Source organism: Aurantibrevibacter litoralis (assembly GCF_034651555.1).
Classification (GTDB): Bacteria; Bacteroidota; Bacteroidia; order Flavobacteriales; family Flavobacteriaceae; genus Aurantibrevibacter; species Aurantibrevibacter litoralis.
Genome location: NZ_JAYEEQ010000002.1, coordinates 285,573 through 309,879, shown reverse-complemented (window position 1 = coordinate 309,879; position 24,307 = coordinate 285,573). Strand labels below are relative to the sequence as shown.

Sequence of the window (24,307 nt, the reverse complement as noted above, 5' to 3'; positions counted from 1 at the left end):
TTAATTAGACTTTTGCTGCAAATATGAAATTAATTCAGAAATCATGTGTGGAATAGTGTGTGCCTTTGAGGTAAAAGAAAGTACGGAAGTTTTGCGACCTCAACTCTTAGAGATGTCTAAAAAAGTAAGACATCGTGGTCCGGATTGGAGTGGTATATTTGCAAATGACAAGGCCATCTTAGCCCACGAACGGTTGGCTATTGTTGACCCTGCTTCGGGAAAGCAACCATTGTTTAGTGCCGATAAAAACTTGGTACTTGCGGCCAATGGTGAAATATACAACCATAGAGAGCTGCGTAAGCAATTTGAAGGAACATATCATTTTCAGACCGAATCGGATTGCGAGGTTATTTTAGCCTTGTATCAGAAAAAAGGTGCTGCCTTTTTGGATGACATGAACGGCATTTTTGGTTTTGCGATCTATGATGTAGCGCAGGACACTTATTTTGTGGCACGTGATCATATGGGCATTATACCACTCTACATGGGATGGGACAAAAATGGCACTTTTTATGTAGCTTCAGAATTAAAAGCCTTGGAAGGAACCTGTACTAAAATAGAGCTTTTTCCTCCCGGACATTATTTAGATAGTAAGGAGGGGCAGTTAAAAAAATGGTACTCCCGCGATTGGATGGAATACGATGCCGTAAAAGATAATGAAACCAGTATTGCAGCCATAAAGGAAGCATTAGAAGCAGCCGTACATCGGCAGTTAATGTCCGATGTGCCTTACGGTGTGCTACTGTCGGGAGGCCTCGATTCTTCGGTGACTTCGGCCATTGCTAAAAAATATGCACAGAAACGAATTGAATCCGATGATACCACCGATGCGTGGTGGCCTCAATTGCATTCCTTTTCTGTGGGCTTAGAAGGTTCGCCCGATTTGGCAGCCGCACAAAAGGTGGCGGCGCACATTGGCACCATACACCATGAAATTAAATTTACCATTCAGGAAGGGCTTGATGCTATAAAGGATGTAGTTTATAATTTAGAAACCTATGACATTACCACCATAAGAGCCTCAACACCCATGTATTTAATGGCTCGGGTAATTAAATCTATGGGAATCAAAATGGTTTTATCAGGCGAAGGAGCCGATGAACTTTTTGGAGGATATTTGTATTTTCATAAGGCTCCCAATGCCAGAGAATTTCATGAAGAAACCGTTCGGAAACTAAGCAAATTGCACATGTACGATTGTTTGCGCGCTAACAAATCCTTGGCGGCTTGGGGTATCGAAGGGCGTGTGCCGTTTTTGGATAAAGAATTTATGGATGTCGCTATGCGCATTAATCCGCAAGATAAAATGATCAACGGCGAACGTATGGAGAAATGGGTGGTGCGCAAGGCCTTTGAAGATTTGTTACCTGCTAGTGTGGCCTGGCGTCAGAAAGAACAGTTTTCTGATGGAGTAGGCTACAGTTGGATTGATACCTTAAAAGAAGTGGTTAAAGCCGAAGTTACAGACGAACAACTGGCCAATGCTAAATTCCGTTTTCCGCTACAAACGCCAACAAGTAAAGAAGAATTTTATTATCGCTCTATTTTTGAATCTCACTTTCCCTCCGATGCGGCAGCGCTTTGCGTGCCTCAGGAGGCGTCCGTAGCCTGTAGCACCAAAATTGCGTTAGAGTGGGATGAAGCGTTTAAAAACATGAACGATCCATCGGGTAGGGCTGTGTCTAAGGTCCATACCGATGCCTATGTGAAGTAATTTTATACCCATTGATTTGCCTCGATGTGTATGTATATTAGTTTGGATAGTACACCAAAGAAGCCGTCTCAGTAATTTGAGGCGGTTTTTTTGTAATAACCAAGATGTGAAGGTTGTAGGGTATGACATTTGTAGCCCTTTGCAAGTCGTGACCAACAACCCTAATTTTCCACATTTTTTGTTGATAACTTCATCGGATTCAAAAGCCATTAAACCCTTATATCATGGGGATTGCTTATATTTGTAGGATTACAAAAAAAGAGCTCTTGGGTCGTTCCCAAAAAAAAGTGTTCAGACAAAATTTGAGTGCTTTTTTTTGGGAATCTCAAGTTTAAATGGCTCCAATTTTCGTACGAAGAACCATTAAATAAAAATGTAATAGTCTTATGAGCGAAGAAGCGATAAATAAAAATAATTACTCCGCAGACAGTATTCAGGCGTTAGAAGGAATGGAACATGTGAGGATGCGTCCTTCTATGTATATTGGTGATATAGGTACACGAGGACTGCATCATTTGGTTTACGAAGTTGTGGATAATTCTATCGATGAAGCCATGGGCGGTCATTGTGATACCATTAGTGTGATCATAAATGAAGATAACTCTATTACCACCAAAGATAACGGAAGGGGTATTCCGGTAGATCTTCATAAAAAAGAAGGCGTTTCTGCATTGGAGGTGGTTATGACCAAAATTGGTGCAGGGGGTAAATTTGATAAGGATTCCTATAAAGTTTCGGGCGGACTTCATGGTGTGGGTGTATCGGTGGTGAATGCGTTATCAAAGCATTTAAAGGCTACCGTGTATAGAGATGGCAAAATATGGGAACAGGAATATGAAAGAGGGAAAGCCAGTTATCCTGTGAAAAGCGTTGGTGAATCCACCGAAAGGGGAACCGTAGTGACATTTGTTCCGGACGAAACTATTTTTACACAAACGGTAGAATATAGTTACGAAACGCTAGCCAACAGAATGCGCGAGCTCTCCTTTTTGAACAAAGGTATTACCATCTCACTAACCGACAAAAGGGTGGTAGATAAGGAAGGAAATTTTCTGTCGGAAACTTTTCATTCTGAAGAAGGGTTAAAAGAATTTGTACGCTTTTTAGATGGAAATAGAGAATCGCTTATAGCCGGAGTAATTGCTATGGAGGGCGAAAAAAACGACATTCCGGTAGAAGTAGCCATGATCTACAATACCTCGTACGCAGAAAATCTTCATTCTTATGTAAACAATATTAATACTCATGAAGGAGGAACGCACTTGTCCGGCTTTCGTCGTGGATTAACAACCACGCTTAAAAAATATGCCGATGCCTCCGGAATGCTCGATAAGCTAAAGTTTGAGGTGGCCGGAGATGATTTTAGAGAAGGACTTACAGCCATAGTATCTGTTAAAGTGGCCGAACCTCAATTTGAAGGGCAAACCAAAACAAAATTGGGCAACAGAGAAGTTTCGGCAGCTGTTTCTCAGGCTGTTTCCGAGATGTTAACTAATTATTTAGAGGAAAATCCGGAGGATGCAAAAATCATTGTGCAAAAAGTGATTTTGGCGGCGCAAGCCAGACACGCAGCGGCGAAAGCCCGGGAAATGGTACAGCGCAAAAACCCTATGGGTGGCGGCGGATTGCCTGGTAAACTTTCCGATTGCTCGGATCAAGACCCACAAAAATGTGAGATATTTCTTGTAGAGGGCGATTCCGCTGGGGGTACAGCCAAAATGGGTCGAGATCGTAATTTTCAGGCAATTCTTCCGCTAAGAGGAAAAATCCTTAATGTTGAAAAAGCAATGCAGCACAAGGTTTTTGAAAATGAAGAAATTCGGAATATTTATACCGCATTAGGGGTTACAATTGGTACAGAAGACGACAGTAAAGCCCTAAATTTGGATAAATTGCGCTATCACAAGGTGGTTATTATGTGTGATGCCGACGTAGATGGCAGTCATATTGAAACCCTAATACTCACGTTCTTTTTCCGGTTTATGAAAGAGTTAATAGAGGCAGGACACGTGTACATTGCCACGCCACCGCTTTATTTGGTAAAAAAAGGCACCAAAAAACGCTATGCGTGGAGCGATAAAGAACGGGATGAAATCGCCGAGAGTTTTAGCGGTGGGGTCGGTATTCAGCGCTACAAAGGTTTGGGTGAAATGAATGCCGAACAATTGTGGGATACCACCATGAATCCGGAATTTAGAACCTTACGGCAAATTAAAATTGAAAATGCCGTTGAAACAGATCGGGTTTTCTCTATGTTAATGGGAGATGAAGTGCCACCAAGGCGCGATTTTATAGAGAAAAATGCGGTGTATGCCAATATTGATGCATAAGAAATAGGACTTTCACAACAAAAACTCGCACTAACCCTGCGAGTTTTTTAGTTTTATAAAAAACTTTGTATACCATGAAAAATGTATTTTTTGGCATGTTCTTACTTCTTGGAGGGTATCTTCAGGGTCAAACGAATATTAATGAGCTATTAGCGGCAGGCTTGGATGATGCCGAGCGCTTTACCAACGATTATTTGGCACCAATTTCCGAGGGTGCCTTGTATAATTTGGCGAACGCATGGTACAATTCCGGAGAAGCCAAGCCTTTGGGAGGCTTTGAAATAGCTATAATAGGAAATATAACACCTTTTAACAATAAAGAAGATAAAAAGGTTTTTCTCTTAAACACAGCCGAATATCAAAACCTTCAGTTCGTCGATGGCAGTACTTCAAAATTCGTGTCTACCGCGTTGGGAGATTTAGAAGGAATTCGCATGTTTGTAGAAGGTGATGTGGCACCGGGACTCACGGCGCGGCAAGAATTTTCATTACCTACTGGATTGGCATCCGAGGATTTAAATTTTATCCCTTCCGGATTTTTACAAGCCTCAGTGGGTCTTATTAAAGGCACAGAGGTAAAAGTGCGATTTTTACCAAAAATAAAAACCGATGAGGTCGATATAGGTCTGTTCGGCATAGGCCTACAGCACGAATTCACCAAACACCTGCCGGCAAATCGGATCTTTCCGGTCGCTATTTCTGGGCTTATAGGATATACGCGTTTAGACGGCACCTACGACCTTAGTAATTCTAATTTTATTGTAGGTCAAAACCAAAGATTAGATGCCACAATGAACTCATGGACTTTTCAGGCCGTAGTTTCTACCAAATTGCCGATTATTAATTTTTATGGTGGACTAGGATATATGACCGGTACTTCTAAGACCGATGTTTTGGGTACCTATGTAGTACAGGACGGCCCCTTCCGGGAAACAACGTACGAAGATCCTTTTTCCGTGGAGGAAAGCGCAAACGGGGTAATGGCAACCCTAGGGGCAAAACTGAAACTTGGTTTTTTCCGATTGCATGCCGATTACAGCTTGGCAGAATTCAATAATCTTTCCGTAGGACTTAATTTTGGATTCCGATAAGTACTACTCACCCGTTGTTTATTTTCGCTTGATTTCTCCAATTTGTGCCCTGCCCTAAAAGGTACATCGAAGAAATCTTTAGTACTTCCTTCAGGATCGAAGTAACTAATGATGGTTTTAGGATCAAATAAGCACTAAAGAATCAAAATGCACGACGAGTAATACTAGGAATAAAAACAACTAGGCAGTGCCTTATTATCGATTTATTACATTTTTTATAGGCTTTTAGAAGCGATTTATAACCGCACTCAAAGCTACCCTCGATTTTCGGACGACCCTACCTCCGTTTTATTCCTTTTTTGATTTGCATGTATGCCGTCCTTAATAAGGGTTTTTGTAGTTAGATACAAAAACACAATATAAAAAACGGTCAAAATAGCTATGGCAATCGCTAATTTTTCCATACTATTTAGTTTAATACATTACTACTCTAATCTTCTAAAACAAATTTTGCGCCATTGTGGATGGTTATGAATACTGCCCATATGATGTTGCTTTTAACGCTGATAAGATGTCATTTTTATCCCATAAATATGTCAACTTGACATTTTTTTTAGCATTATTTTAAAGTTTGAAAGCGGTTATTTCTTAACGAATTTTTAATTTTTTGGCCTGAACCATGAAGTGCCCTGTTTAGTATTTTATTTGTCTGCAATCTATTAAATGTTTGAATTATTGTTTAACCTTTAAATCTTTTAGTTATGAGTACCTTGGTAACAACCAAAAAAAATGGAAGTATGGCAAACAGCAATTCGAATGGCCTAAGCTTCCCCACATGGTCCTCTTGGATCGATGAAATGTTTAATAGGGATTTACCATCCGTATTTACATCTAATTTTAATTCGGGACCAACGCTCCCTAAGGTTAATATAAGGGAAACCAAAGATGCCTATGTGGTAGATATGGCCGTGCCGGGAGGTAAGAAATCCGATTTTCAAATTAGTATCGATAATCAGCTACTTTCAATAGCTAGGGAATTGGAAGATCAGTCTCACCAACAAGACGATCACTACACTCGTAGGGAGTTTGGATACGACTCTTTTAGAAGGTCATTTACCTTGCCCGAGACAGTAAAGGAAGAGCATATAAAGGCGTCTTACAATCAAGGAATTCTTAGTATTCATTTACCCAAAAAAGAGGAGGCAATTCAAAAACCTGCCAGAACCATCACCATTTCGTAAAAGGATGTATAGCGATTGTGGTATGTATGAAGGCTGGTTTTGCTGGCCTTCTTCTGTTTAAGTTGTGAAGCATTACAAATGTAAAACGATATACAACCATGAATTAAGTATCAATAGATATCATTCTGATGGTGCGGATTTATGGTGCAAATTTGCGCAATCGGATTACCATACAGGAATACATTTGTGAACTCGATTAGCGCAAAAAATAAAAACGGTTTAGTTCAACAGATAAACTAAATTACGATGACACAGATAAAAAATATTGGAATATACCTAGCAGCACTGCTATTAAGTACGGGATGTAACAGCCAAGAAAAGCAGAACCAAGCTGATGAGAAGGAGCATAAGCGTACTGTTTCCGCCGCACCCAAGGGTGCTTGGAAGGTAAATAAGGAATACGATGAAGCCGGAAATATGGTGCGATACGATTCTGTATATTCTTGGTCAACAGGAACAGATTTAGATCATTTGGCCTCTATGGATCGGGATAGTATTTTAAAATCTATTCAATCTAAGTTGCGAAGAAATTTTTCGCAATTTGATTTTGAAGGGGAAGGATTTGGCGATTTTTTCCATCAAGATTCCCTTTTTTCAAATCGATTTTTTGATGAAAATTTTTTTAAAAGTGATTTTGGACAAGACGTAATGGATATTCATAAAATTCAAGAACGGATGGAAGCCTTACAGAAACAATTTTTGAAGCGCTATGGATTTTCTGAAACATTACCTCAAAAGGAAGAAGATAGGAAAATTAAGGAGTAGATACTAGCCAAATACAGGAACCTATATGGTAATTTGCACTTTACAAAAGAGGAGCGAGTTTTATAATTTTTTGAAAGTAGTTGCCTATTGCCTTACTGCCACCACGGTGCCATCGTGATCTTTAAGGATAGTACCGTCTTCTAAGTCTTCAAGAATGACTTGCTGATCCGGTAAATCTGTACCAGGATAGGAAATGAGATACACATCCTTTTCCTTAGTCCATTTAAAGTCGGTTTTTAGGCTTAGCTCTTTGTTGGTATACCTGTGAAAACGACCCAAATATGCATCGTTAAAAATCCATTCCTGTCGGGAAGTGTTTTTCCCGGCTTGTAAGCTTGTGCCAGATAGCGGATCAATCCAAATTCCGATTACAGGATCATTATTTTCTGGTATTTTAGAACAGTTACTAACCAGAATAATACAGACTATGGCCAAAAAGGAGCATATTTTTTTCAAGAGTATAGGTTTTAGTATAGACTTGGGATCTAATTAGAAAAAGAACGAGGAACCTACCCGCGATATTGTCAAAATCCGATGTGTTGCATACTGCTGCCCACTTATTTCGTTGAAGTGCTTTTTTCTTTAACAAATGAATGCTAGGGGAATACCTTATGCTAAAAATGATATCCCTAGAGTTGGTCGTGCATAAAGTCGTAAAAGGCTTCCTGTTTTCTGTTTTATTTCAGTAATTTTGACTTTAATTCAATTTTTAAAAAATCAAAACAATGAAAATAACAATCATAGGTGCCGGTGCCGTAGGGGCAAGTTGTGCAGAGTACATCGCAATTAAAAATTTTGCTTCAGAAGTAGCCTTGTTAGATATTAAAGAAGGGGTTGCAGAAGGAAAAGCGATGGATCTTATGCAATGCGCTTCCTTGAACGGTTTCGATACCAAAATTGTAGGGATAACCAATGATTATTCTCAAACCGCTCATAGCGATATTGCCATAATTACCTCCGGAATTCCTAGAAAACCCGGAATGACAAGAGAAGAACTTATAGGGATTAATGCCGGTATTGTAAAATCGGTAGCCACTAGTATCATTGAACATTCGCCTAATGTAATCCTTATTGTGGTAAGCAATCCTATGGATACCATGACGTATTTGGCGCACAAGAGTACCGATTTGCCCAAGAACAGAATCATCGGTATGGGAGGCGCATTGGACAGTGCTCGTTTTAAGTATCGTTTGGCCGAAGCGTTGGGTGCGCCTATTTCGGATGTGGATGGTATGGTTATCGGTGGGCACAGCGATACCGGAATGATACCCCTTACGCGGCATGCGACAAGAAATAGTATTAAAGTGTCCGAGTTTTTAACCCCAGATCGTTTGGAGAAAGTGTCGGAAGAAACCAAAGTAGGAGGAGCTACCCTTACCGCACTTTTGGGCACCAGTGCATGGTATGCCCCAGGAGCTGCAGTTTCTGCCATGGCACAGGCCATTGCCTGCGATCAAAAGAAAATGTTTCCATGTTCTGCCTTTTTAGAAGGGGAATACGGATTGCAGGATATTTGTATTGGGGTGCCCACCATTATTGGGAAAAACGGTATAGAACGTATCGTAGAAATTGACTTAGATGCCACAGAGAAAGCCAAGCTTGCCGAAAGCGAGGCGGGTGTTCGTAATGTGAATGGGCTATTAAAGCTCTAGCTTCGGAAAAAGGAAAATATGCAACACGAGTGCCTTTTTCCGAAAGGCTTTATAGTCTTTGTGCATTCAGTTTTTAAAATAAGAGTCTTTTTTGTGGTGTTATTCACTTCAGGAAAGACTTTTTTATAGGTTTTATAAAACCTGTAAATATATTGTCAATTCCTATTGGAAATGATATATTTGCACGCTGTTTAAAAAAAGCCAACACTAAATAATTTAATCCATGCAAAATAAAGGACTTATAAAGCTTTTCGCTTTTCTGTTTGGGATTGTGAGCATATACCAACTATCCTATACTTTTATCGCCAACAAAGTTGAAAATGATGCAAAAGCCTTTGCGGTCAACAAAGTTCCCGAATCTGAAAATGAGTATGTTGTTAAAAGAGAAGCCTTAGAAGCTCGCTATTTAGATTCTGTGGGGAGCAATCCAATTTTTGGATACACTTCTTATGAAGATGCCAAAAAAAAGGAACTCAATAAAGGATTAGATTTAAAAGGCGGTATTAATGTAACACTTCAGATTTCCATTAAGGACATCCTTAAAGGTCTAGCCAACAATACCAAAAATCCGATTTTTAATAAGGCGTTGGCCGATGCGGATGCCGCTTCCAAAAGCAGCGATGATACCTACCTAAATTTATTTTTTGATGCCTTTGACAAAATAAAAGGCGATACCAAATTGGCCTCTCCCGATATCTTTGCCAATAAAGGATTGAGCGAGGTGATCAATTTTCAAATGAATGATAATGAGGTTAAGGGTATATTAAGAACCAAAATTGATGAATCTATAGTTTCTGCATTTGAAGTACTAAGAGAACGTATAGATGGTTTCGGCGTTACCCAACCTAATATTCAACGGGAAGGCAACTCGGGTCGTATTTTAGTAGAATTACCGGGCGCAAAGGACATTGCCCGTGCACAAGATCTACTTTCCAGTACAGCCCAATTGGAATTTTGGGAAACCTACCAACCGGGCAATCCCAGTATTTCCAATTTTTTGGTTGCGGCCAATGAGCAACTACGGGCTTTGGTAGCACCGGAGGCCGCGCAACCTAAACCAGAATCTGAAATAGATTCCTTACTTTCCGATATCGCTCAGGATTCCTTAGACTTAACGAGTGAGGCCAATCCTTTGCTTTCACTTATTAGAGGTCCTGCCAGTGGTTACGGCATTGCAAAATTTGCTATTGCCGATACGGCTAAGGTAGGCGAATACCTGCGTATGCGAGAAATTCGTCGTCTTATTCCTTCTGATTTACAATATGTAAAATTTGCTTGGGAAAGACCAACGCAAGGTTCGGAACTCGTAGATTTATACGCCTTAAAATCAAACAGGGAAGGCCTTCCTAGAATTAGTGGCGATGTGGTTAGTGATGCTAGAGATGATTTTGACCAATTCGGAAGACCTGCGGTTTCGATGACTATGAATACCCGTGGCGCCAAGGAGTGGGAACAACTTACAGGGGATGCGTTTAATAATCAGACGGGGATAGCCATTGTATTAGATAATAAGGTCTATACCGCACCGGGGGTATCTTCAGGTCCTATTTCGGGCGGGAGATCCGAGATTACTGGAAGTTTTACCATCAACGAAACAAAAGATATATCTAATGTCTTACGGGCGGGTAAATTACCAGCCTCCGCCGAAATTATTCAATCCGAGATTGTGGGTCCTTCTTTAGGGCAGGAGGCTATTAACAGTGGTTTTTCGTCTTTTTTAATTGCCATGTTGTTTGTATTGGTTTGGATGATTTTTTATTATGGAAAAGCTGGAGTGTTTGCGGACATCGCCCTGTTGTTAAATATCCTTCTCATCTTTGGAGTTTTAGTGAGTCTTAATGCGGTACTTACCTTACCGGGTATAGCAGGTATCGTTTTAACTATCGGTATGTCTGTAGATGCCAACGTACTTATTTTTGAACGTATTAAAGAAGAGTTGGCAAAGGGAAAGGGAAAATCTCAAGCCATTGCCGATGGTTTTGGCAATGCCTTATCTTCTATTTTAGATGCGAATATTACCACAGGTCTTACAGCTATTATTTTATTTATTTTTGGATCCGGTCCTATAAAAGGATTTGCAACCACCCTTATTATTGGTATAATAACCTCGTTATTCACCGCTATTTTTATTACCCGATTATTAGTAGATTGGTATAGTAGCGGAAAGGAAAGGTCTTTGGATTTCTCTACCAGGCTTACGAAGAACTTGTTTAAGAATATCAATATCGATTTTCTGTCGAAACGTAAGTTCAGCTATATCTTCTCAGCGATATTGGTCAGCATAGGATTATTTTCTTTACTTACCCAAGGTTTACAACAAGGTGTCGATTTTATTGGAGGTCGTTCTTATCAGGTGCGTTTTGAAAAAGCCGTGAACCCTTCAGAAATTGCTTCGGAACTCAATGCTGTTTTTGGAAGTGGTACCAATGTAAAAACCTTTGGCAACGCCAATCAAATCAAAATTACGACACCTTATAAGGTAGATGTAGAGGGTGTGGAAGTAGATAATGAAATACAAGATAAGTTGTTTTCATCCCTTCAGAAGTATTTACCGGATGGGAGTACCTACGATGATTTTGTTATTGGAAGTGGGGAGAAATCTATTGGCATATTGCAATCGGTAAAGGTGGGTCCAACGATTGCAGACGACATTAAAAAGAATGCGTTTTTGGCGATCTTAGGGTCTTTAGTCGTGGTGTTTTTGTATATTTTATTCCGGTTTAGAAAATGGCAGTTTTCTCTTGGAGCGGTAGCAGCGGTTTTTCATGATGTGCTTATAGTGTTGGGAATCTTTTCTTTGGTAGGTAAAATTATGCCATTTAATATGGAAATAGATCAGGCATTTATTGCTGCTATTCTTACGGTTATTGGCTACTCTCTTAACGATACGGTAGTTGTTTTTGATCGTATTCGCGAAATTATTGCAGAAAAAGGTTGGAAATCGGGAGAGAATACCAATTTAGCGCTAAACAGTACCTTGAGCAGAACCCTTAATACGTCCTTAACTACCTTAGTGGTTTTGTTGGCTATTTTTGTTTTTGGTGGTGAATCGTTAAGAGGCTTTATGTTCGCTATGATAGTGGGTATTATTGTAGGAACCTATTCTTCCTTATTTATTGCAACCCCCATAATGTATGATACATTGGGCAAAAAAACGCAAGAAGGTAAAGATAGCTAACGGCAATATCGTTATCTCAAAAATCAAAGGCGATCTAGTAAAGATCGTCTTTGTTATTTTTTATCACCCTACCCGTAGATCCTTTGTTTGTGGGGATTAGTTCATAACTAAATTGTGGATGTAGTCCGGCTTCAAATCGGTGCGATACAAAGATAATCGTCATTGTACTCTCTTTTGAAATTTTGTTGATAAGCGTAACAAAAAGAGCCGCACTCTCATCGTCTAAGCCTGCGGTGGGTTCATCTAATATTAAGAGTTCAGGATGTTTAATCATGGCTCGGGTTACCATAATTAATCGCTGTTGTCCGGCTGAAAGGGAATGAAATTGCATATCTTTTAAAGGCCATAGCCCAATTAAATTTAGCCATTCCTTAGCTAGGCGATATTGGCGTTCGGTGGGGGTGCAGTACAGGCCTATAGAATCAAAAAAACCCGATAACAGCATAAATTCAACCGTGTGGTATCCCGTAAATTTGTCCGTCATGGAAGGGGTAAAATAGCCTATACGGTTTTTAATATCCCACACACTTTCTCCACTTCCTTTTTTTTTCCCAAATATATAGATTTTCTGGCCGTAGGCTTTAGGGTTGTCTCCTATAATCATTGTTAGTATCGTAGTTTTTCCGCTGCCATTTTTGCCACTAAGCTGCCAAAACTCACCGGATTTTACCTCCCAATCTATATCTCGTAACACGGATTTGCTTCCGTAGGATACAGAAACCTTTTTGAAGAGGATCAGTGTTTTTTGTTCGGACGCATGCGGTCTTAGGGGTTCTGGAATAGATCCCTGAAACGGAGACGCTTTAGTATTACTGTTCCACGTGGTGGCCTCGCGTACTTCGAGTTTGCGTATGCGGTTGTTATCCCAAGCGACCATGCTGGTGATAAAGTCTAGCCGATCTTCCTTTCTACTCATGATCTGAATAATACGAACCTCTTTTGAAATGGAATAGAGTTTCTCGCGAAGGAATTTTTGAGCATCCACATCCAAATTATCGAAGGCGTTCTCTACAATGATAACATCAGGAGAAGTTTCTAAAAGATGATGTAGTAGCGCTTTTTTTTGTTCCCCGCTCGACATGGATAGCAATGACTGTGAGGTATTTCTGGTGATGATTTTTTGGTCGTGACGATCCTCTTCCACCACATACTGTTCTAGTACGGCTTTGGAAAACAAGGCCACTTTTTGCTCCGAAAGACCGTTAAAGCCGGTGCCCCTTTTCAATTCCGAGATTAGTGAAGCGGTATCGGCATTGTTTTTTACATAAACGGCACAATGTCCTGGAGATGAATCGGTCATGCTATTTCTAGGTTTTTAATGAGAATAAACCACCAAAGTTGGCAGATATGCCAAATTTACGAATATAGGCTTTAGGCTAAAACCCTGAAAATATGCACGGGATTATCTTTGTATGTGGTTGTTTTATCTAAGAACATTCCCAATTTTTTTGCAACGTTCTGAGAGGGTAGATTGGCAATATGGATAATTGAAATTAAAGAGGTTGCCCAATGCTGGGTGAAGGCATAATTTTTGCAGCATTCTGCTGCCTCACTGGCATATCCTTGGTTTCGAAATTCGGGCAACATGGCGTATCCAATTTCGAGTTCTTTACGGTCGTCCATGGTTTGTAGAAGCAATCCACATTGTCCAATAACCATTCCGGATTGTTTATGGATAAGCGCATTCATTCCCCCAAGACGGTTGTCATAACGCTGAAATGTAGCTTCAAACCATTTGCAGCACGCGATTTTAGGATTGGAATTTGGTTCGTTCCAATACGCGGTGCTTGTTGGGTCTTCATAAAAGGCCTGCCAAACGGCCATATCGGCCTCAGTTAGTTTTCGAAACTTTAAACGATCTGTTTCCGCGCCCTCCATAAGATAGTTCATGTGATAGTTTATTTTTGAATGGCGATGCGGTCTCCTACAGAAATCCCCCATTTTTGGGTAAGTCCTGCATTTATTTCTAAGACATAACGTACGGGTACTTTAGAAGAAATACCAGTTTCATTAAAAGGTTCTGCATTTTCATGTATGCTGACAATTTCAAAATTTTCATCGATAAATAGAATGTCCAACGGAATTTGGGTATTTTTCATGTAGAAAGAATGAAGAGCGGATTCCGAAAAAACAAAGAGCATGCCTTCATATTCTTTTAGAGCGTCTCTATACATGAGTCCGGTTTGGGTTTCGTACTCGGTTTCAGCGAATTCAATAGCCAATTCAACCACCAACGAATCTGTGGTTGGGGTAAAAATGGATAACTGTCCTTCTTTTACGAATACGGGTTTTACAGTTTCAATGGTGCTGTTTTTAGCTTCCTTACAGGCAGTATAGGGCACTACAAAGCTTAGAATAAGAAAAAAACCAGAAAGAAATTTAAAACGATTCATGGGTTATTCGTGATAGGAAATCCACTTTTTACCGATTTGTTTTTGGTCGGAACATAAAGTAGAAACCAACCAAAATAAACGGGATGCTTAACCATTGACCTATAGATAAAAGTTCCATGGAGGCATCGAAATCATTTTGCCTTTCTTTTACAAACTCAACAAAAAAGCGAATAGTCCATAATAGCACCAAAAAGGTGCCAAATAAAAATCCCGGTTTGTCTTTTTTGTCTGTTTTCCAATAGAAATAATAGAGGATTAAAAATACAAAAATGTAGCAAAAACCTTCGTATAACTGTGCCGGATGCCGATACGGAATGGCTTCTAAATACGATGAAAATCTGGAATCTTTTTCTATAAGGTCATAGGCCTCGTTTACGGTTTTTGCTTGAGTAACTCCCATAGCCTTATAGGCCGGGAGGTCATCGGAGTCTCGTATAAATCGGGTGGCAAAGGCAAAGGATTTATCTACGATTTTTCCATTAATTTCAGAATTAAAGAAATTTCCCAAGCGAACCAAGAAAGCTCCAATGGCTACAGGGATTACGATACGATCTAAGATCCAAAGAATTTTAAACTCAGGGTATTTTCGGGTGTATAAGTACATACCAATAATGATACCTATGGCGGCACCATGGCTTGCGAGTCCGGTGAACCCCGTAAATTCATATCCATTAATAAAACCAAACAAGGCACTACCTTGACTTTCCCGAATAGGTAAAAGTATCTCTAAAAGATGATTGCTGTAGTACGCCCAGTCATAAAAGAAGACGTGTCCTAAACGAGCACCGAGCATTGTAGAAAGTACGGTATAGATAAACAAGGAGTCTAATTGCTCTAGTGTCTTTTTTTCTTTCATGAAAATCTTTTTCATAAGAAACCAGCCTAAAGCAAAGGCAATGATCCAAAGCAGATTGTAGTATTTAATTTGTATGGCTCCAAGTTTAAACAAAGTTTCATTGGGATTCCACGTAAAGCCTAAAAAGTACATAGGTAATATTTTTTGAGCGACTAAGATAAGTAAATAACCCAAGTTGTAACAACTTGTATGGGTCAAAATAGAAACTTCTAAAAAAATACCTTTTACGCCCTATTTCAGGTGTTACGGTACCGGATCATATCCTTTTCCGCCCCATGGATGACAACTGAAAATACGTCGTAATGAAAGCCAACCGCCTTTAAAAATCCCATGTTTTTTTAGAGCCTCCAAAGTGTAGTGGGAGCAGGTGGGTGCGTACCGGCATGTAGCCGGAGTTAAGGGAGAAATAAGGTATTGGTACAATTTTACCAAAATTATAAAAGGAGCTATTAGCACTTTTTGCATGTGTCTATTTTTATTGCTTTTATGCCGTCATATGGAACGCCTTATGATAATCATACTCCTGCGTGTCACTTTTTTACAAGAGCATTTAGCTCCACAAATTACATAAAAAGTAGTTTACTAGGTGGCGAATTCGTCCAGATCTCATGCGATACCGAATTTCTTTTAACATCCGTTATGGGGTTTAGTCAAATGAAAATCGTCGATGCCAATGCGCAATGGTTGGTGTTTTTTGGTTGTCTCGCAATTACGACATCACAAAAGACGTTCCCTCTTTACCATCTTTAAGTTGTATGCCCAATGCCGCTAACTGATCCCTAATTCTGTCTGAGACCGCAAAATCTTTATTGGCGCGTGCCTCATTTCGCAATTGTATTAATAATTCTACCACTCCGGATAATTTGGCAGTATCTTTTTCCCCGAAATTACTGGATTCTAATCCTAAGATATCATAAACAAATACCTTCATGCTCTCTTGCAGTTCCTTTTTATCAGCAACGGTAATGGACTGTTTCCCTTCTTTGATTAGATTGATGTTTTTTACGGCGTCAAAAAGTTGTGCAATGAGTATAGGGGTATTAAAATCGTCGTTCATAGCGTCGTAGCATTTCTGCTTCCAACGCGCCACATCCATATGGGTTGTGGCATTTGGCTCTAAGCTGTCCAGTACTTCTACGGCCTCCATTAATTTTGTAAAGCCTTTTTCTGATGCCAATAGGGCGTCGTTGCTAAGATCCAAGATACTGGTGTAATGTGCCTGCATCATAAAAAAACGAACGACGCTAGGCGAAAATGGTTTGCTTAGAATTTTGTTTTCTCCGGAGAATATTTCATTGGGGAAAATATTATTATCTGTGGACTTGGACATTTTTTTTCCATTCAATGTAAGCATGTTCGCATGCAACCAATACTTTACCGGAGCGTGACCGTTTAGCGCTTCCGACTGTGCAATTTCACATTCATGATGCGGAAATTTAAGATCCATACCACCACCGTGAATATCAAAGGTTTCTCCAAGATATTTGGTGCTCATTGCCGTACATTCTAAATGCCACCCCGGAAAGCCATCGCTCCATGGAGAAGGCCATCTCATAATATGTTGTATTTCAGCTTTTTTCCAAAGGGCAAAGTCTTGTGGACTTTTCTTATCGTCTTGAGCCGCCAATTCTCTTGTATTGGCAATCATATCTTCTAACTTGCGACCACTTAGTTTGCCATACGTATGCGTAGTGTTAAATTTTGCCACATCAAAATAAACAGATCCATTGGTTTCATAAGCATACCCTTTGCTAAGGATTTGCTTAATGATCTCTATTTGTTCAATAATATGTCCGGTGGCGGTGGGTTCAATACTAGGGGGCAAGACGTTGAACTTTTCTAAAATAGTATGAAAATCTAGGGTATACCGGTATACCACTTCCATAGGTTCTAATTGTTCTAAACGTGCCTTTTTTCCAATTTTATCTTCTCCGTCTTCGGCATCGTTTTCTAGATGTCCTGCATCGGTTATATTCCGTACATAACGCACTTTGTAGCCCAGATGTCTGAGGTACCTAAAAATCATATCAAAAGACATAAAGGTGCGGCAATTACCCAAATGAACATTGCTATACACAGTAGGGCCACATACATACATCCCTACGTGACCTTCATTTATCGGCTCAAAAGGTTCCTTTTTACCAGCTAGTGAATTGTATACTTTAAGCAGTTGATTTTTATAGATTGGCATGGAATAAACTTCTTTAAAAGCGAGTTTCTAAATTAATATAGTCTAAAAACTCTCTACGCACTGCTTCATCCTTAAATTTCCCTCCGTATTCGGCAGTAACGGTACTGCTGTCTATATCTCGGATTCCTCTAGAGTTTACACAGAGATGTTTGGCATCTATAACGCAAGCTACATCTTCAGTTTTTAATACCTTTTGTAATTCTCTTACGATTTGTATATTGAGTCGTTCCTGCACTTGCGGTCTTTTCGCAAAGTAATCTACTACTCTGTTCATTTTAGATAAGCCTACCACGCTACCGCTAGAAATATAGGCAATATGAGCTTTTCCTACAATGGGCAGCAAATGATGTTCGCAGGTAGAGTACACCGTAATGTTTTTTTCTACCAGCATTTCACCGTATTTGTACTTGTTGTCGAACGTAGACGATTTTGGTTTTCGATCGGGGTGCAATCCGGCAAAAATTTCGTTTACATACATTTTTGCCACTCTGTTTGGGGTGCCTTTAAGACTATCGTCTGTGAGATCTAGCCCTAGCGTATCCATGATCGCTTTTATGTGGTGCTCAATTTTCTCGATTTTTTCCGTATCGCTACTATGAAATGCATCTTTTCGCAAAGGGGTATCTTCTGAAGAAGATACATGACCATCTCCCATCTCCTCAAATTTCTTTTCTAGTGTGCTATCTATATTCATCTAATGAATCGCTTTTTAAAGCGGCAAAGATAAGTATAATATGACATTTAATGCCTTTCTTAACGTTTCCGGTTGTAATTTATTCAGATCAGAATTTAAAACTGCTTTGTGCGTTTATCGGCTAACGCAATACCAATTTTGATCAAGGAAAAAGAAATAGGTGCCGGTTTATCGATTAACGACATAAATTACCGATTAAACATACTAAATAGCTTTTAGTCAAGTTATAGATAAGGTTGAACTTTTAACGTTAGCTCCTTACACTATGCGAACACATTTTATTCTAATGTGCTTTTTGCTATTATCAATTTGTGTAATAAAAGCACAAAATTCTCCGGATTGCAGAACCGCCATTCCTGTTTGTGCAGATGCACCTATTTTTTCCGAAACTAATGGCAGTGGTGATATCGACGATTTTGATCCGGATGTAATTCGGCAAACGGGATGTTTGGAAAAAGGAAGTATTAGTTCTGCAAATATAGAGCACAATACCGCATGGTATGTATTCAGAGCAGGAACCGATGGGCAGCTAGGGTTTGATATTGAAGCCCTTTCGCCTACGGCCGAATGGGATTTTGCCGTATATGGCCCGGATGTGGACTGCGCCGATATTAGTAATGGCACCGCACAACCCATACGCTGTAATTATGAAGTAAACACCACAGCTTTTACCGGCATTGGGGTTAACCCTGAAAATGGTCAAGTAGGTGCTCCATTTTTAATAGGAAGCCAAAATACCTATGATGAATGGTTGAATGTCAGAGCCGGAGAACTCTATTTTATCCTTATAAACAACTTCAACACCAATTTTAATGACGACCCTGAACCCTTTTCACTCTCCTTTACCGGGAATTCGGTTAATGCAAATCAAAATACTGCACTTGATTGCCGATTGCGAGACGAATTTTTAGGGTTGGATATTGTAGCCTGTGAGGGCGATCCGGATATTACGCTCAGTGCCTTGCGATCTCCAGCAGGACCAGATATTGTAAATGTGGTTTGGTCAGTAGATTGGGAAGATGATGGCATCATAGATACGGTATTGGCTACAGGTGCTGGAGAAACTGAATTGGTAGTGACAAGCCCTAATTCCGGCCGCTATTTTATAGAAATTGAAACCTTTGCGGGAGTTATAATTAATGACGACATTCTAATTACATTTTTTGGAGTTCCTCTATTAGAAGAGGTGATTATTATAGATGATTTGTCTGACAATAATAGTATTGAAATTGTGGTAGCCGGTAATAGCGACTATGAATATGCAATTAATGGTGGATTTTTTCAAGATGATGCTGTTTTTAGAGATGTGCCACCGGGTATTAACACGGTTATTATTAATGATAAAAACGGTTGCGGCATTACGGAACCGATTCCATTTTTGGTAGTGGGCTATCCAAAATTTTTTACACCAAATGGAGACGGCATTCATGATTTCTGGAACATTTTGGGCATAGAAACCCTGACTAATCCGCTAGTTTTTATTTATGATCGCTACGGGAAACTCTTGAAACAATTGGATGCCAATACGCTTGGCTGGGACGGCACCTTCAACGGAAGACCTATGCCTTCATCTGATTATTGGTTTCGAATGGACTACTCCCGTATAGAAAGTGATATCGTTATTGATAATGTGAATATTGCACGTAGTTTACGCACTCATTTTACCTTAAAAAGGTAATAAGAAACCACACTTTTACGAAGCGACTTCTCTAGAAAGTTAAAAACTAAAACTATAGCCTAGGGTTACGTTGTTAAGCGTATTGGCAATACGGCTGGGTATGGGCAGGCCGGCATCAAACAACTGCGCATTAAAATCTTGTTCACTTCTGCTGTAAGCAAAGTCGATTCTGTTAGAACCAAAACTATAACCAATTCCGGCCGAATAGGCATTGAGATCCCCAATGGTATTACCGTCATTGTACGGACTTTGTTCATAACGGTAGCCCGCCCGTAAGCTTAGTTGTTCTATACGATACTCTCCGCCAACCCGCACCGATGAAACACCTCCCAATGTATTGGCTATAAAGTCATTTTCTGATGAAAAATCAGGATCGGTAGTGGGTCTCAGTTCAGCTTGAGACATGTCTTGATACCCATAGTCTACACTCAAAAGACCTTCCTTGCCAAAAACCAAACCTAAGCTACCGGTTAGTTTTCCGGGTGTTTTTATGGTGTACCGTTCAAAAAGGTTGATGACATTGAAGTCGATAAAATTGATATCGGAATCTGCTAAATCAGAATTGATACGCTGCGAGGTGTCATCCTCAAGTCGGTACCATGTGGGCGATTGGTAACTGCCACCAAGGCGCACCACGTCATTAAGTTTGGCAATGGCACCTAAACTAAAAGAAAATCCGTTGCCTTCGGTATGCAGAAAATTATCAAAATTGATGAATTGAATTTCAGAATCAGTATTAAATCCTCTTTCGGTTAAGCGCGTAAGTTTGTTAAATTCAACCGTATGAAAATTTAACGAGGCTCCTAAATATAACACATCTTGAAACTGCGAGGCCATATTTAGGGTTATCTTGCTGTTATAGCCCGAGGTACTCTGAAAAAATTGCTGATTAACAGTACTGTACTGGGCATTAGAAATATATGCTGTGTTTTCGTCGGTTTGGGCTACGGGGTCTATGACACCTCCAAAGTAGCCCAAAAAGGCCTGTTGCGCACCAAAACCCAAGCTAGATCCGATATCCAAATAGGCATCTTCAATAAATTCGCCATCACGCAAGGTAAGCTGCCCAAAAGGAACGCCTTGGGCAAAACTTAAAAAATAATTGTCTATACCTTGGGTGCTATTTCCCGACACAAAAAACGCATCATCAAAGTTTTGAACTAAATCGTAGTTCACGGCTAAGGAGAATTTTTTCCAATCCGAATTGTCATCTGTATTTTTAAAAACAAATACCGCTCCCAACTGATTTAATTCTAGTGAGTTTAGCGTCCGGTTGTTAGTAGTGCCAAAGTAGGTAGCATCATTGTCGCGATTATAATTGGTACCCGAAACGGTAATTTGTCCATAATTAAAAACCGCTGAACCCGCCGGGTTTATATTAAGTGCAGATAAGTCGCCACCTAGCGCTCCGAAAGCACCACCCATGCCTTGAAAGCGTGCCGTGCCTTGAAGATTCTCGGAGCTATACCGAAGGACATCATTAATATTTTGAGCACTAACCATCATGCATGCCAATGCCATGATGAAAGAAATACTTTTTTTCATTGTATTTGGGATTTAAATAGGATTGATTATTAGGGTGAAGAATTAGTTACTTCTACCTCCACCACTTCTACCTCCACCACTGCTTCTGCCGCCACCCGATGAAGCTCCCGAAGATCTGGAAACACCACCGCCAGAGCTACGCACACTTCCGGAGCTACTAGATCTGGAGGAAGAGCTTCGTATAGAACCCATATTAGAACCTCTGGAATAGCTGCTTCCGGAGCTCCTGTATGTGCCGCTACTATTGCTGCTTCTTGCAGATGGCCTGGCATACCCTGAGGTTCTAGGAACACTACTACGGTACGTACTGCCATTTTGATTTCCTCTTTGGTAGGTGCTACTTCCCGGAGCAGAAGACCTGTAAGATTGATAATTTCTGCTGCTATTGTTGTAATTAGGCAATGCCCTGGTACTTCGGCTTGTTCTGTACGTACTGTTTCTATCCAGCGCATCGGCACTTACCCGACTTCTATCACTAATACCCGATCTGTATGCGGTTGCATTTCTGTTGTTTATGGCACTACTTCTATTAATGCTTGAGGTAGTACGTGTAGAAGATCTAGTGTTTACAGACGATGTTCTACTGGTATTTAGATTGCTTCTTCCTGCATTTCTGATCAAGGCAGTGTTGTTGCTGCGTAATCCTGTTCCCGAAATCGCATTACGGCTGTAACCTCTTCTTCCTGAGGCAAGCGCATAATTATGATGTCCGTGAAATCCACCGAAACCATATCGGCCATAGGGGCGATAAAACCCTCCATAGCCAAAGCCAAAACGACCAAATCCATAACCATATCCGCCGTAGCCAAAACCAAACCCTCCGTAGCCAAAGCCAAAACGATTAAATCCATAACCAAATCCTCCGTATCCTAAGCCATAACCTCCCCAAAGCCATGGATTTGCAAAGCCAAACCCTCCGTATCCAAATCCATAACCTCCCCACAACCAAGGATTTCCAAAGCCGTAGAAGCCAAAACCGGGATTTTCATAAAAATTGATAGACACATTGGTAGGATTGTCTCCCCATCCGGCCTGACCGTTATAATCATTATAATTTTCAAAATAATTACCTTGTTCTGCCACCTGGAGACTATCACGATCTGAACCACTAAAATAGTCATCTACATCCGTAAAGATTTCACTTTCTAAAATACCCTCAAATTCAGTAGCTTTTTGGGCGAAATAGTCGGTATAGGCATTATTCTCCTGTGCTTTTCGTTGCCCATATGTATTTGCAGGTCGGTTCACTTCAACCCGTCTGGATTCCGAGGCATAAATGCCATCATTATCATAATAGGATGCTTGTTGGTAGGAACCACAAGAAACCAGAAAGGTAACCGATATCAATAGCATCAAAATTGTGGTTCTTTTAAAGAGGGGCAGGGAATGTATCATCGTCTTCATTTTTATTGTTGCACGTTGTAAAAATAGTTAGTTTTGCCCAACTAATTTCACACTTAGTAAATTACAAGTTTTATGCCAAACTAACAATACATGAGTAAAAATTTAACGAAGCGAAGCGAAGATTATTCTAAATGGTATAATGAATTGGTAGTAAAAGCCGATTTGGCTGAAAATTCCGGCGTTCGGGGGTGCATGGTTATAAAACCTTACGGATTTGCGATTTGGGAGAAAATGCAGCAGCAATTAGACACCATGTTTAAGGAAACGGGACATGAGAATGCATATTTTCCGTTGTTTATTCCAAAGTCTTATTTTAGTAAGGAAGCTAGCCACGTAGCGGGTTTTGCTAAGGAGTGCGCTGTGGTTACGCATTACCGATTAAAGAACGCCGAAGATGGTACTGGGATTATAGTAGATCCGGAGGCAAAACTGGAAGAAGAACTTATTGTGCGACCCACATCAGAAACCATTATTTGGGATACCTATAGAAAATGGATACAATCATATAGAGACTTGCCACTGCTTATTAATCAATGGTGCAATGTAGTGCGCTGGGAAATGCGAACACGCCTTTTTTTGAGAACCTCAGAATTTTTATGGCAAGAAGGACATACTGCTCATGAAACAGAAAAGGAGGCTATAGCCGAGGCCGAACAAATGATGCATGTGTATGCAGATTTTGTAGAACAATTTATGGGAGTACCCGTCATTAAAGGAACAAAAACAGCCAGCGAGCGTTTTGCGGGTGCATTGGAAACCTATTGTATTGAGGCATTGATGCAGGACGGAAAAGCACTTCAAGCAGGAACGTCTCATTTTTTAGGACAAAACTTTGCCAAAGCCTTTGATGTTAAATTTGCTTCCAGAGAAGGTATACAGGAGTATGTGTGGGCTACTTCTTGGGGTGTTTCTACCCGGCTCATGGGCGCTTTGGTAATGACACATAGCGATGATAATGGCCTAGTGCTTCCACCTAAATTAGCACCGATACAAGTGGTAATTGTCCCCATTTATAAGGGAGAATCACAATTAGATGAAATTTCTGAAACGGTACACCCGTTGGTTAAGGAGTTGCGCTCTAAAGGGATTTCTGTGAAATATGATACACGGGACACCCACAAACCCGGGTTTAAATTTAACGAGTATGAACTAAAGGGTGTTCCAGTGCGCTTGGCCATTGGCCAAAGAGATTTGGATAATGGCACTTTTGAAATTGCCCGTAGAGATACCCTTACAAAGGAAACGGTAGCAAACAGCGATGTGGTGGCTAAAATTGAATTTTTACTGGAAGATATACAACAAAATTTGTACAAAAAAGCCTTTGAATATAGGGAAAATCATATTACTGAAGTAAATACGTATGACGAATTTCAAGAGGTATTGGCTCAAAAAGGAGGCTTTATAGCGGCGCATTGGGATGGTACGGCGGCCACAGAACTCAGAATAAAGGACGAAACCAAGGCCACCATCCGATGCATTCCTATAGATCGTAAAAGTGAAATGGGAAACTGCATGGTTACCGGAAAACCGTCATTGGGCAGAGTGCTCTTTGCGAAGGCCTATTAAAAGAAGTAAAAAATAAGATATAGGTGTTGCGATAGTTAAAAATAATTGTATTTTTGCATCCGCATTTAT

The 24,307-nt window shown here is 40.2% G+C and carries 20 protein-coding genes; 9 read left to right on the top strand and 11 right to left on the bottom strand.

Annotated elements, in window-relative coordinates:
• Nucleotides 1-43: 43 nt before the first annotated feature.
• From asnB to U1E44_RS03390, 3 genes are all read left to right on the top strand, one after another.
• Complete coding sequence (asnB, locus tag U1E44_RS03400) at nucleotides 44-1,714, top strand: asparagine synthase B (protein WP_322929639.1); 1,671 nt, start codon at nucleotides 44-46, stop codon at nucleotides 1,712-1,714.
• Between the two features lie 386 nt (nucleotides 1,715-2,100).
• Nucleotides 2,101-4,044, top strand: coding sequence for a DNA topoisomerase (ATP-hydrolyzing) subunit B (gyrB, locus tag U1E44_RS03395; RefSeq protein ID WP_322929638.1), 1,944 nt, complete (start codon nucleotides 2,101-2,103; stop codon nucleotides 4,042-4,044).
• A gap of 74 nt (nucleotides 4,045-4,118) precedes the next feature.
• Entirely contained in the window at nucleotides 4,119-5,135 is a 1,017-nt protein-coding gene (locus U1E44_RS03390; protein WP_322929637.1) for a DUF6588 family protein, read from the top strand.
• 254 nt (nucleotides 5,136-5,389) lie between these two features.
• Here the strand turns inward: U1E44_RS03390 and U1E44_RS03385 are convergent, their stop codons facing one another.
• Complete coding sequence (locus tag U1E44_RS03385; RefSeq protein ID WP_322929636.1) at nucleotides 5,390-5,539, bottom strand: hypothetical protein; 150 nt, start codon at nucleotides 5,537-5,539, stop codon at nucleotides 5,390-5,392.
• Nucleotides 5,540-5,836: 297 nt separating this feature from the next.
• On the opposite strand from U1E44_RS03385, the gene U1E44_RS03380 reads away from it, so the two are divergent.
• Nucleotides 5,837-6,316, top strand: coding sequence for an Hsp20/alpha crystallin family protein (locus U1E44_RS03380; protein WP_322929635.1), 480 nt, complete (start codon nucleotides 5,837-5,839; stop codon nucleotides 6,314-6,316).
• A gap of 246 nt (nucleotides 6,317-6,562) precedes the next feature.
• Complete coding sequence (locus U1E44_RS03375) at nucleotides 6,563-7,081, top strand: hypothetical protein (RefSeq protein ID WP_322929634.1); 519 nt, start codon at nucleotides 6,563-6,565, stop codon at nucleotides 7,079-7,081.
• An 84-nt stretch (nucleotides 7,082-7,165) separates the two neighbouring features.
• Here the strand turns inward: U1E44_RS03375 and U1E44_RS03370 are convergent, their stop codons facing one another.
• On the bottom strand, nucleotides 7,166-7,537 hold the full coding sequence (locus U1E44_RS03370; protein ID WP_322929633.1) for a hypothetical protein: 372 nt from the start codon (nucleotides 7,535-7,537) through the stop codon (nucleotides 7,166-7,168).
• A gap of 269 nt (nucleotides 7,538-7,806) precedes the next feature.
• Between U1E44_RS03370 and mdh the strand changes: the two genes are divergently transcribed.
• Nucleotides 7,807-8,733 carry a malate dehydrogenase gene (gene mdh, locus U1E44_RS03365; protein WP_322929632.1) on the top strand — a complete coding sequence of 309 codons (927 nt, stop codon included), beginning with the start codon at nucleotides 7,807-7,809 and terminating at the stop codon, nucleotides 8,731-8,733.
• A 223-nt stretch (nucleotides 8,734-8,956) separates the two neighbouring features.
• On the top strand, nucleotides 8,957-11,911 hold the full coding sequence (gene secDF / locus U1E44_RS03360; protein ID WP_322929631.1) for a protein translocase subunit SecDF: 2,955 nt from the start codon (nucleotides 8,957-8,959) through the stop codon (nucleotides 11,909-11,911).
• A 34-nt stretch (nucleotides 11,912-11,945) separates the two neighbouring features.
• Here the strand turns inward: secDF and U1E44_RS03355 are convergent, their stop codons facing one another.
• The 7 genes from U1E44_RS03355 to folE all read right to left on the bottom strand — a co-directional run bounded on the left by U1E44_RS03355 (nucleotide 11,946) and on the right by folE (nucleotide 18,045).
• Nucleotides 11,946-13,211 carry an ABC transporter ATP-binding protein gene (locus tag U1E44_RS03355; RefSeq protein ID WP_322929630.1) on the bottom strand — a complete coding sequence of 422 codons (1,266 nt, stop codon included), beginning with the start codon at nucleotides 13,209-13,211 and terminating at the stop codon, nucleotides 11,946-11,948.
• Between the two features lie 71 nt (nucleotides 13,212-13,282).
• Nucleotides 13,283-13,801, bottom strand: a complete 519-nt coding sequence (locus U1E44_RS03350; RefSeq protein ID WP_322929629.1) for a GNAT family N-acetyltransferase — start codon at nucleotides 13,799-13,801, stop codon at nucleotides 13,283-13,285.
• A gap of 8 nt (nucleotides 13,802-13,809) precedes the next feature.
• A complete protein-coding gene (locus tag U1E44_RS03345) occupies nucleotides 13,810-14,304 on the bottom strand; it encodes a DUF192 domain-containing protein (RefSeq protein ID WP_322929628.1) in 495 nt (164 codons plus the stop codon).
• Between the two features lie 28 nt (nucleotides 14,305-14,332).
• Nucleotides 14,333-15,292: a prolipoprotein diacylglyceryl transferase gene (gene lgt / locus U1E44_RS03340; protein ID WP_322929627.1), complete on the bottom strand. Its 960-nt coding sequence runs from the start codon at nucleotides 15,290-15,292 to the stop codon at nucleotides 14,333-14,335.
• A gap of 111 nt (nucleotides 15,293-15,403) precedes the next feature.
• The gene (yidD, locus tag U1E44_RS03335; RefSeq protein WP_322929626.1) at nucleotides 15,404-15,625 is read right to left on the bottom strand and encodes a membrane protein insertion efficiency factor YidD; all 222 of its coding nucleotides are present in this window, start codon (nucleotides 15,623-15,625) and stop codon (nucleotides 15,404-15,406) included.
• Between the two features lie 244 nt (nucleotides 15,626-15,869).
• Nucleotides 15,870-17,351 carry a cysteine--tRNA ligase gene (gene cysS, locus U1E44_RS03330; protein WP_322929625.1) on the bottom strand — a complete coding sequence of 494 codons (1,482 nt, stop codon included), beginning with the start codon at nucleotides 17,349-17,351 and terminating at the stop codon, nucleotides 15,870-15,872.
• 13 nt (nucleotides 17,352-17,364) lie between these two features.
• Nucleotides 17,365-18,045, bottom strand: a complete 681-nt coding sequence (gene folE, locus U1E44_RS03325) for a GTP cyclohydrolase I FolE (protein WP_322929624.1) — start codon at nucleotides 18,043-18,045, stop codon at nucleotides 17,365-17,367.
• Nucleotides 18,046-18,331: 286 nt separating this feature from the next.
• Here folE and U1E44_RS03320 point away from each other — a divergent pair, with 286 nt between their 5' ends.
• Nucleotides 18,332-19,723, top strand: coding sequence for a T9SS type B sorting domain-containing protein (locus tag U1E44_RS03320; RefSeq protein WP_323673842.1), 1,392 nt, complete (start codon nucleotides 18,332-18,334; stop codon nucleotides 19,721-19,723).
• Between the two features lie 39 nt (nucleotides 19,724-19,762).
• On the opposite strand, the gene U1E44_RS03315 is transcribed toward U1E44_RS03320, so the two are convergent.
• Entirely contained in the window at nucleotides 19,763-21,268 is a 1,506-nt protein-coding gene (locus U1E44_RS03315; RefSeq protein ID WP_322929622.1) for an OmpP1/FadL family transporter, read from the bottom strand.
• 42 nt (nucleotides 21,269-21,310) lie between these two features.
• Nucleotides 21,311-22,663, bottom strand: coding sequence for a hypothetical protein (locus U1E44_RS03310; RefSeq protein ID WP_322929621.1), 1,353 nt, complete (start codon nucleotides 22,661-22,663; stop codon nucleotides 21,311-21,313).
• A 99-nt stretch (nucleotides 22,664-22,762) separates the two neighbouring features.
• Here U1E44_RS03310 and proS point away from each other — a divergent pair, with 99 nt between their 5' ends.
• Entirely contained in the window at nucleotides 22,763-24,238 is a 1,476-nt protein-coding gene (proS, locus tag U1E44_RS03305; protein WP_322929620.1) for a proline--tRNA ligase, read from the top strand.
• The last annotated feature ends 69 nt before the right edge of the window (nucleotides 24,239-24,307 follow it).

What these genes read in the sequence shown, in the direction of transcription:
- asnB (WP_322929639.1), top strand. Translation starts at nt 44, where the DNA reads ATGTGTGGAATAGTGTGTGCCTTTGAGGTAAAAGAAAGTACGGAAGTT.
- gyrB (WP_322929638.1), top strand. Translation starts at nt 2,101, where the DNA reads ATGAGCGAAGAAGCGATAAATAAAAATAATTACTCCGCAGACAGTATT.
- U1E44_RS03390 (WP_322929637.1), top strand. Translation starts at nt 4,119, where the DNA reads ATGAAAAATGTATTTTTTGGCATGTTCTTACTTCTTGGAGGGTATCTT.
- U1E44_RS03385 (WP_322929636.1), bottom strand. Translation starts at nt 5,539, where the DNA reads ATGGAAAAATTAGCGATTGCCATAGCTATTTTGACCGTTTTTTATATT.
- U1E44_RS03380 (WP_322929635.1), top strand. Translation starts at nt 5,837, where the DNA reads ATGAGTACCTTGGTAACAACCAAAAAAAATGGAAGTATGGCAAACAGC.
- U1E44_RS03375 (WP_322929634.1), top strand. Translation starts at nt 6,563, where the DNA reads ATGACACAGATAAAAAATATTGGAATATACCTAGCAGCACTGCTATTA.
- mdh (WP_322929632.1), top strand. Translation starts at nt 7,807, where the DNA reads ATGAAAATAACAATCATAGGTGCCGGTGCCGTAGGGGCAAGTTGTGCA.
- secDF (WP_322929631.1), top strand. Translation starts at nt 8,957, where the DNA reads ATGCAAAATAAAGGACTTATAAAGCTTTTCGCTTTTCTGTTTGGGATT.
- U1E44_RS03355 (WP_322929630.1), bottom strand. Translation starts at nt 13,211, where the DNA reads ATGACCGATTCATCTCCAGGACATTGTGCCGTTTATGTAAAAAACAAT.
- U1E44_RS03350 (WP_322929629.1), bottom strand. Translation starts at nt 13,801, where the DNA reads ATGAACTATCTTATGGAGGGCGCGGAAACAGATCGTTTAAAGTTTCGA.
- U1E44_RS03345 (WP_322929628.1), bottom strand. Translation starts at nt 14,304, where the DNA reads ATGAATCGTTTTAAATTTCTTTCTGGTTTTTTTCTTATTCTAAGCTTT.
- lgt (WP_322929627.1), bottom strand. Translation starts at nt 15,292, where the DNA reads ATGTACTTTTTAGGCTTTACGTGGAATCCCAATGAAACTTTGTTTAAA.
- yidD (WP_322929626.1), bottom strand. Translation starts at nt 15,625, where the DNA reads ATGCAAAAAGTGCTAATAGCTCCTTTTATAATTTTGGTAAAATTGTAC.
- cysS (WP_322929625.1), bottom strand. Translation starts at nt 17,351, where the DNA reads ATGCCAATCTATAAAAATCAACTGCTTAAAGTATACAATTCACTAGCT.
- folE (WP_322929624.1), bottom strand. Translation starts at nt 18,045, where the DNA reads ATGAATATAGATAGCACACTAGAAAAGAAATTTGAGGAGATGGGAGAT.
- U1E44_RS03320 (WP_323673842.1), top strand. Translation starts at nt 18,332, where the DNA reads ATGTGCTTTTTGCTATTATCAATTTGTGTAATAAAAGCACAAAATTCT.
- U1E44_RS03315 (WP_322929622.1), bottom strand. Translation starts at nt 21,268, where the DNA reads ATGAAAAAAAGTATTTCTTTCATCATGGCATTGGCATGCATGATGGTT.
- U1E44_RS03310 (WP_322929621.1), bottom strand. Translation starts at nt 22,663, where the DNA reads ATGATACATTCCCTGCCCCTCTTTAAAAGAACCACAATTTTGATGCTA.
- proS (WP_322929620.1), top strand. Translation starts at nt 22,763, where the DNA reads ATGAGTAAAAATTTAACGAAGCGAAGCGAAGATTATTCTAAATGGTAT.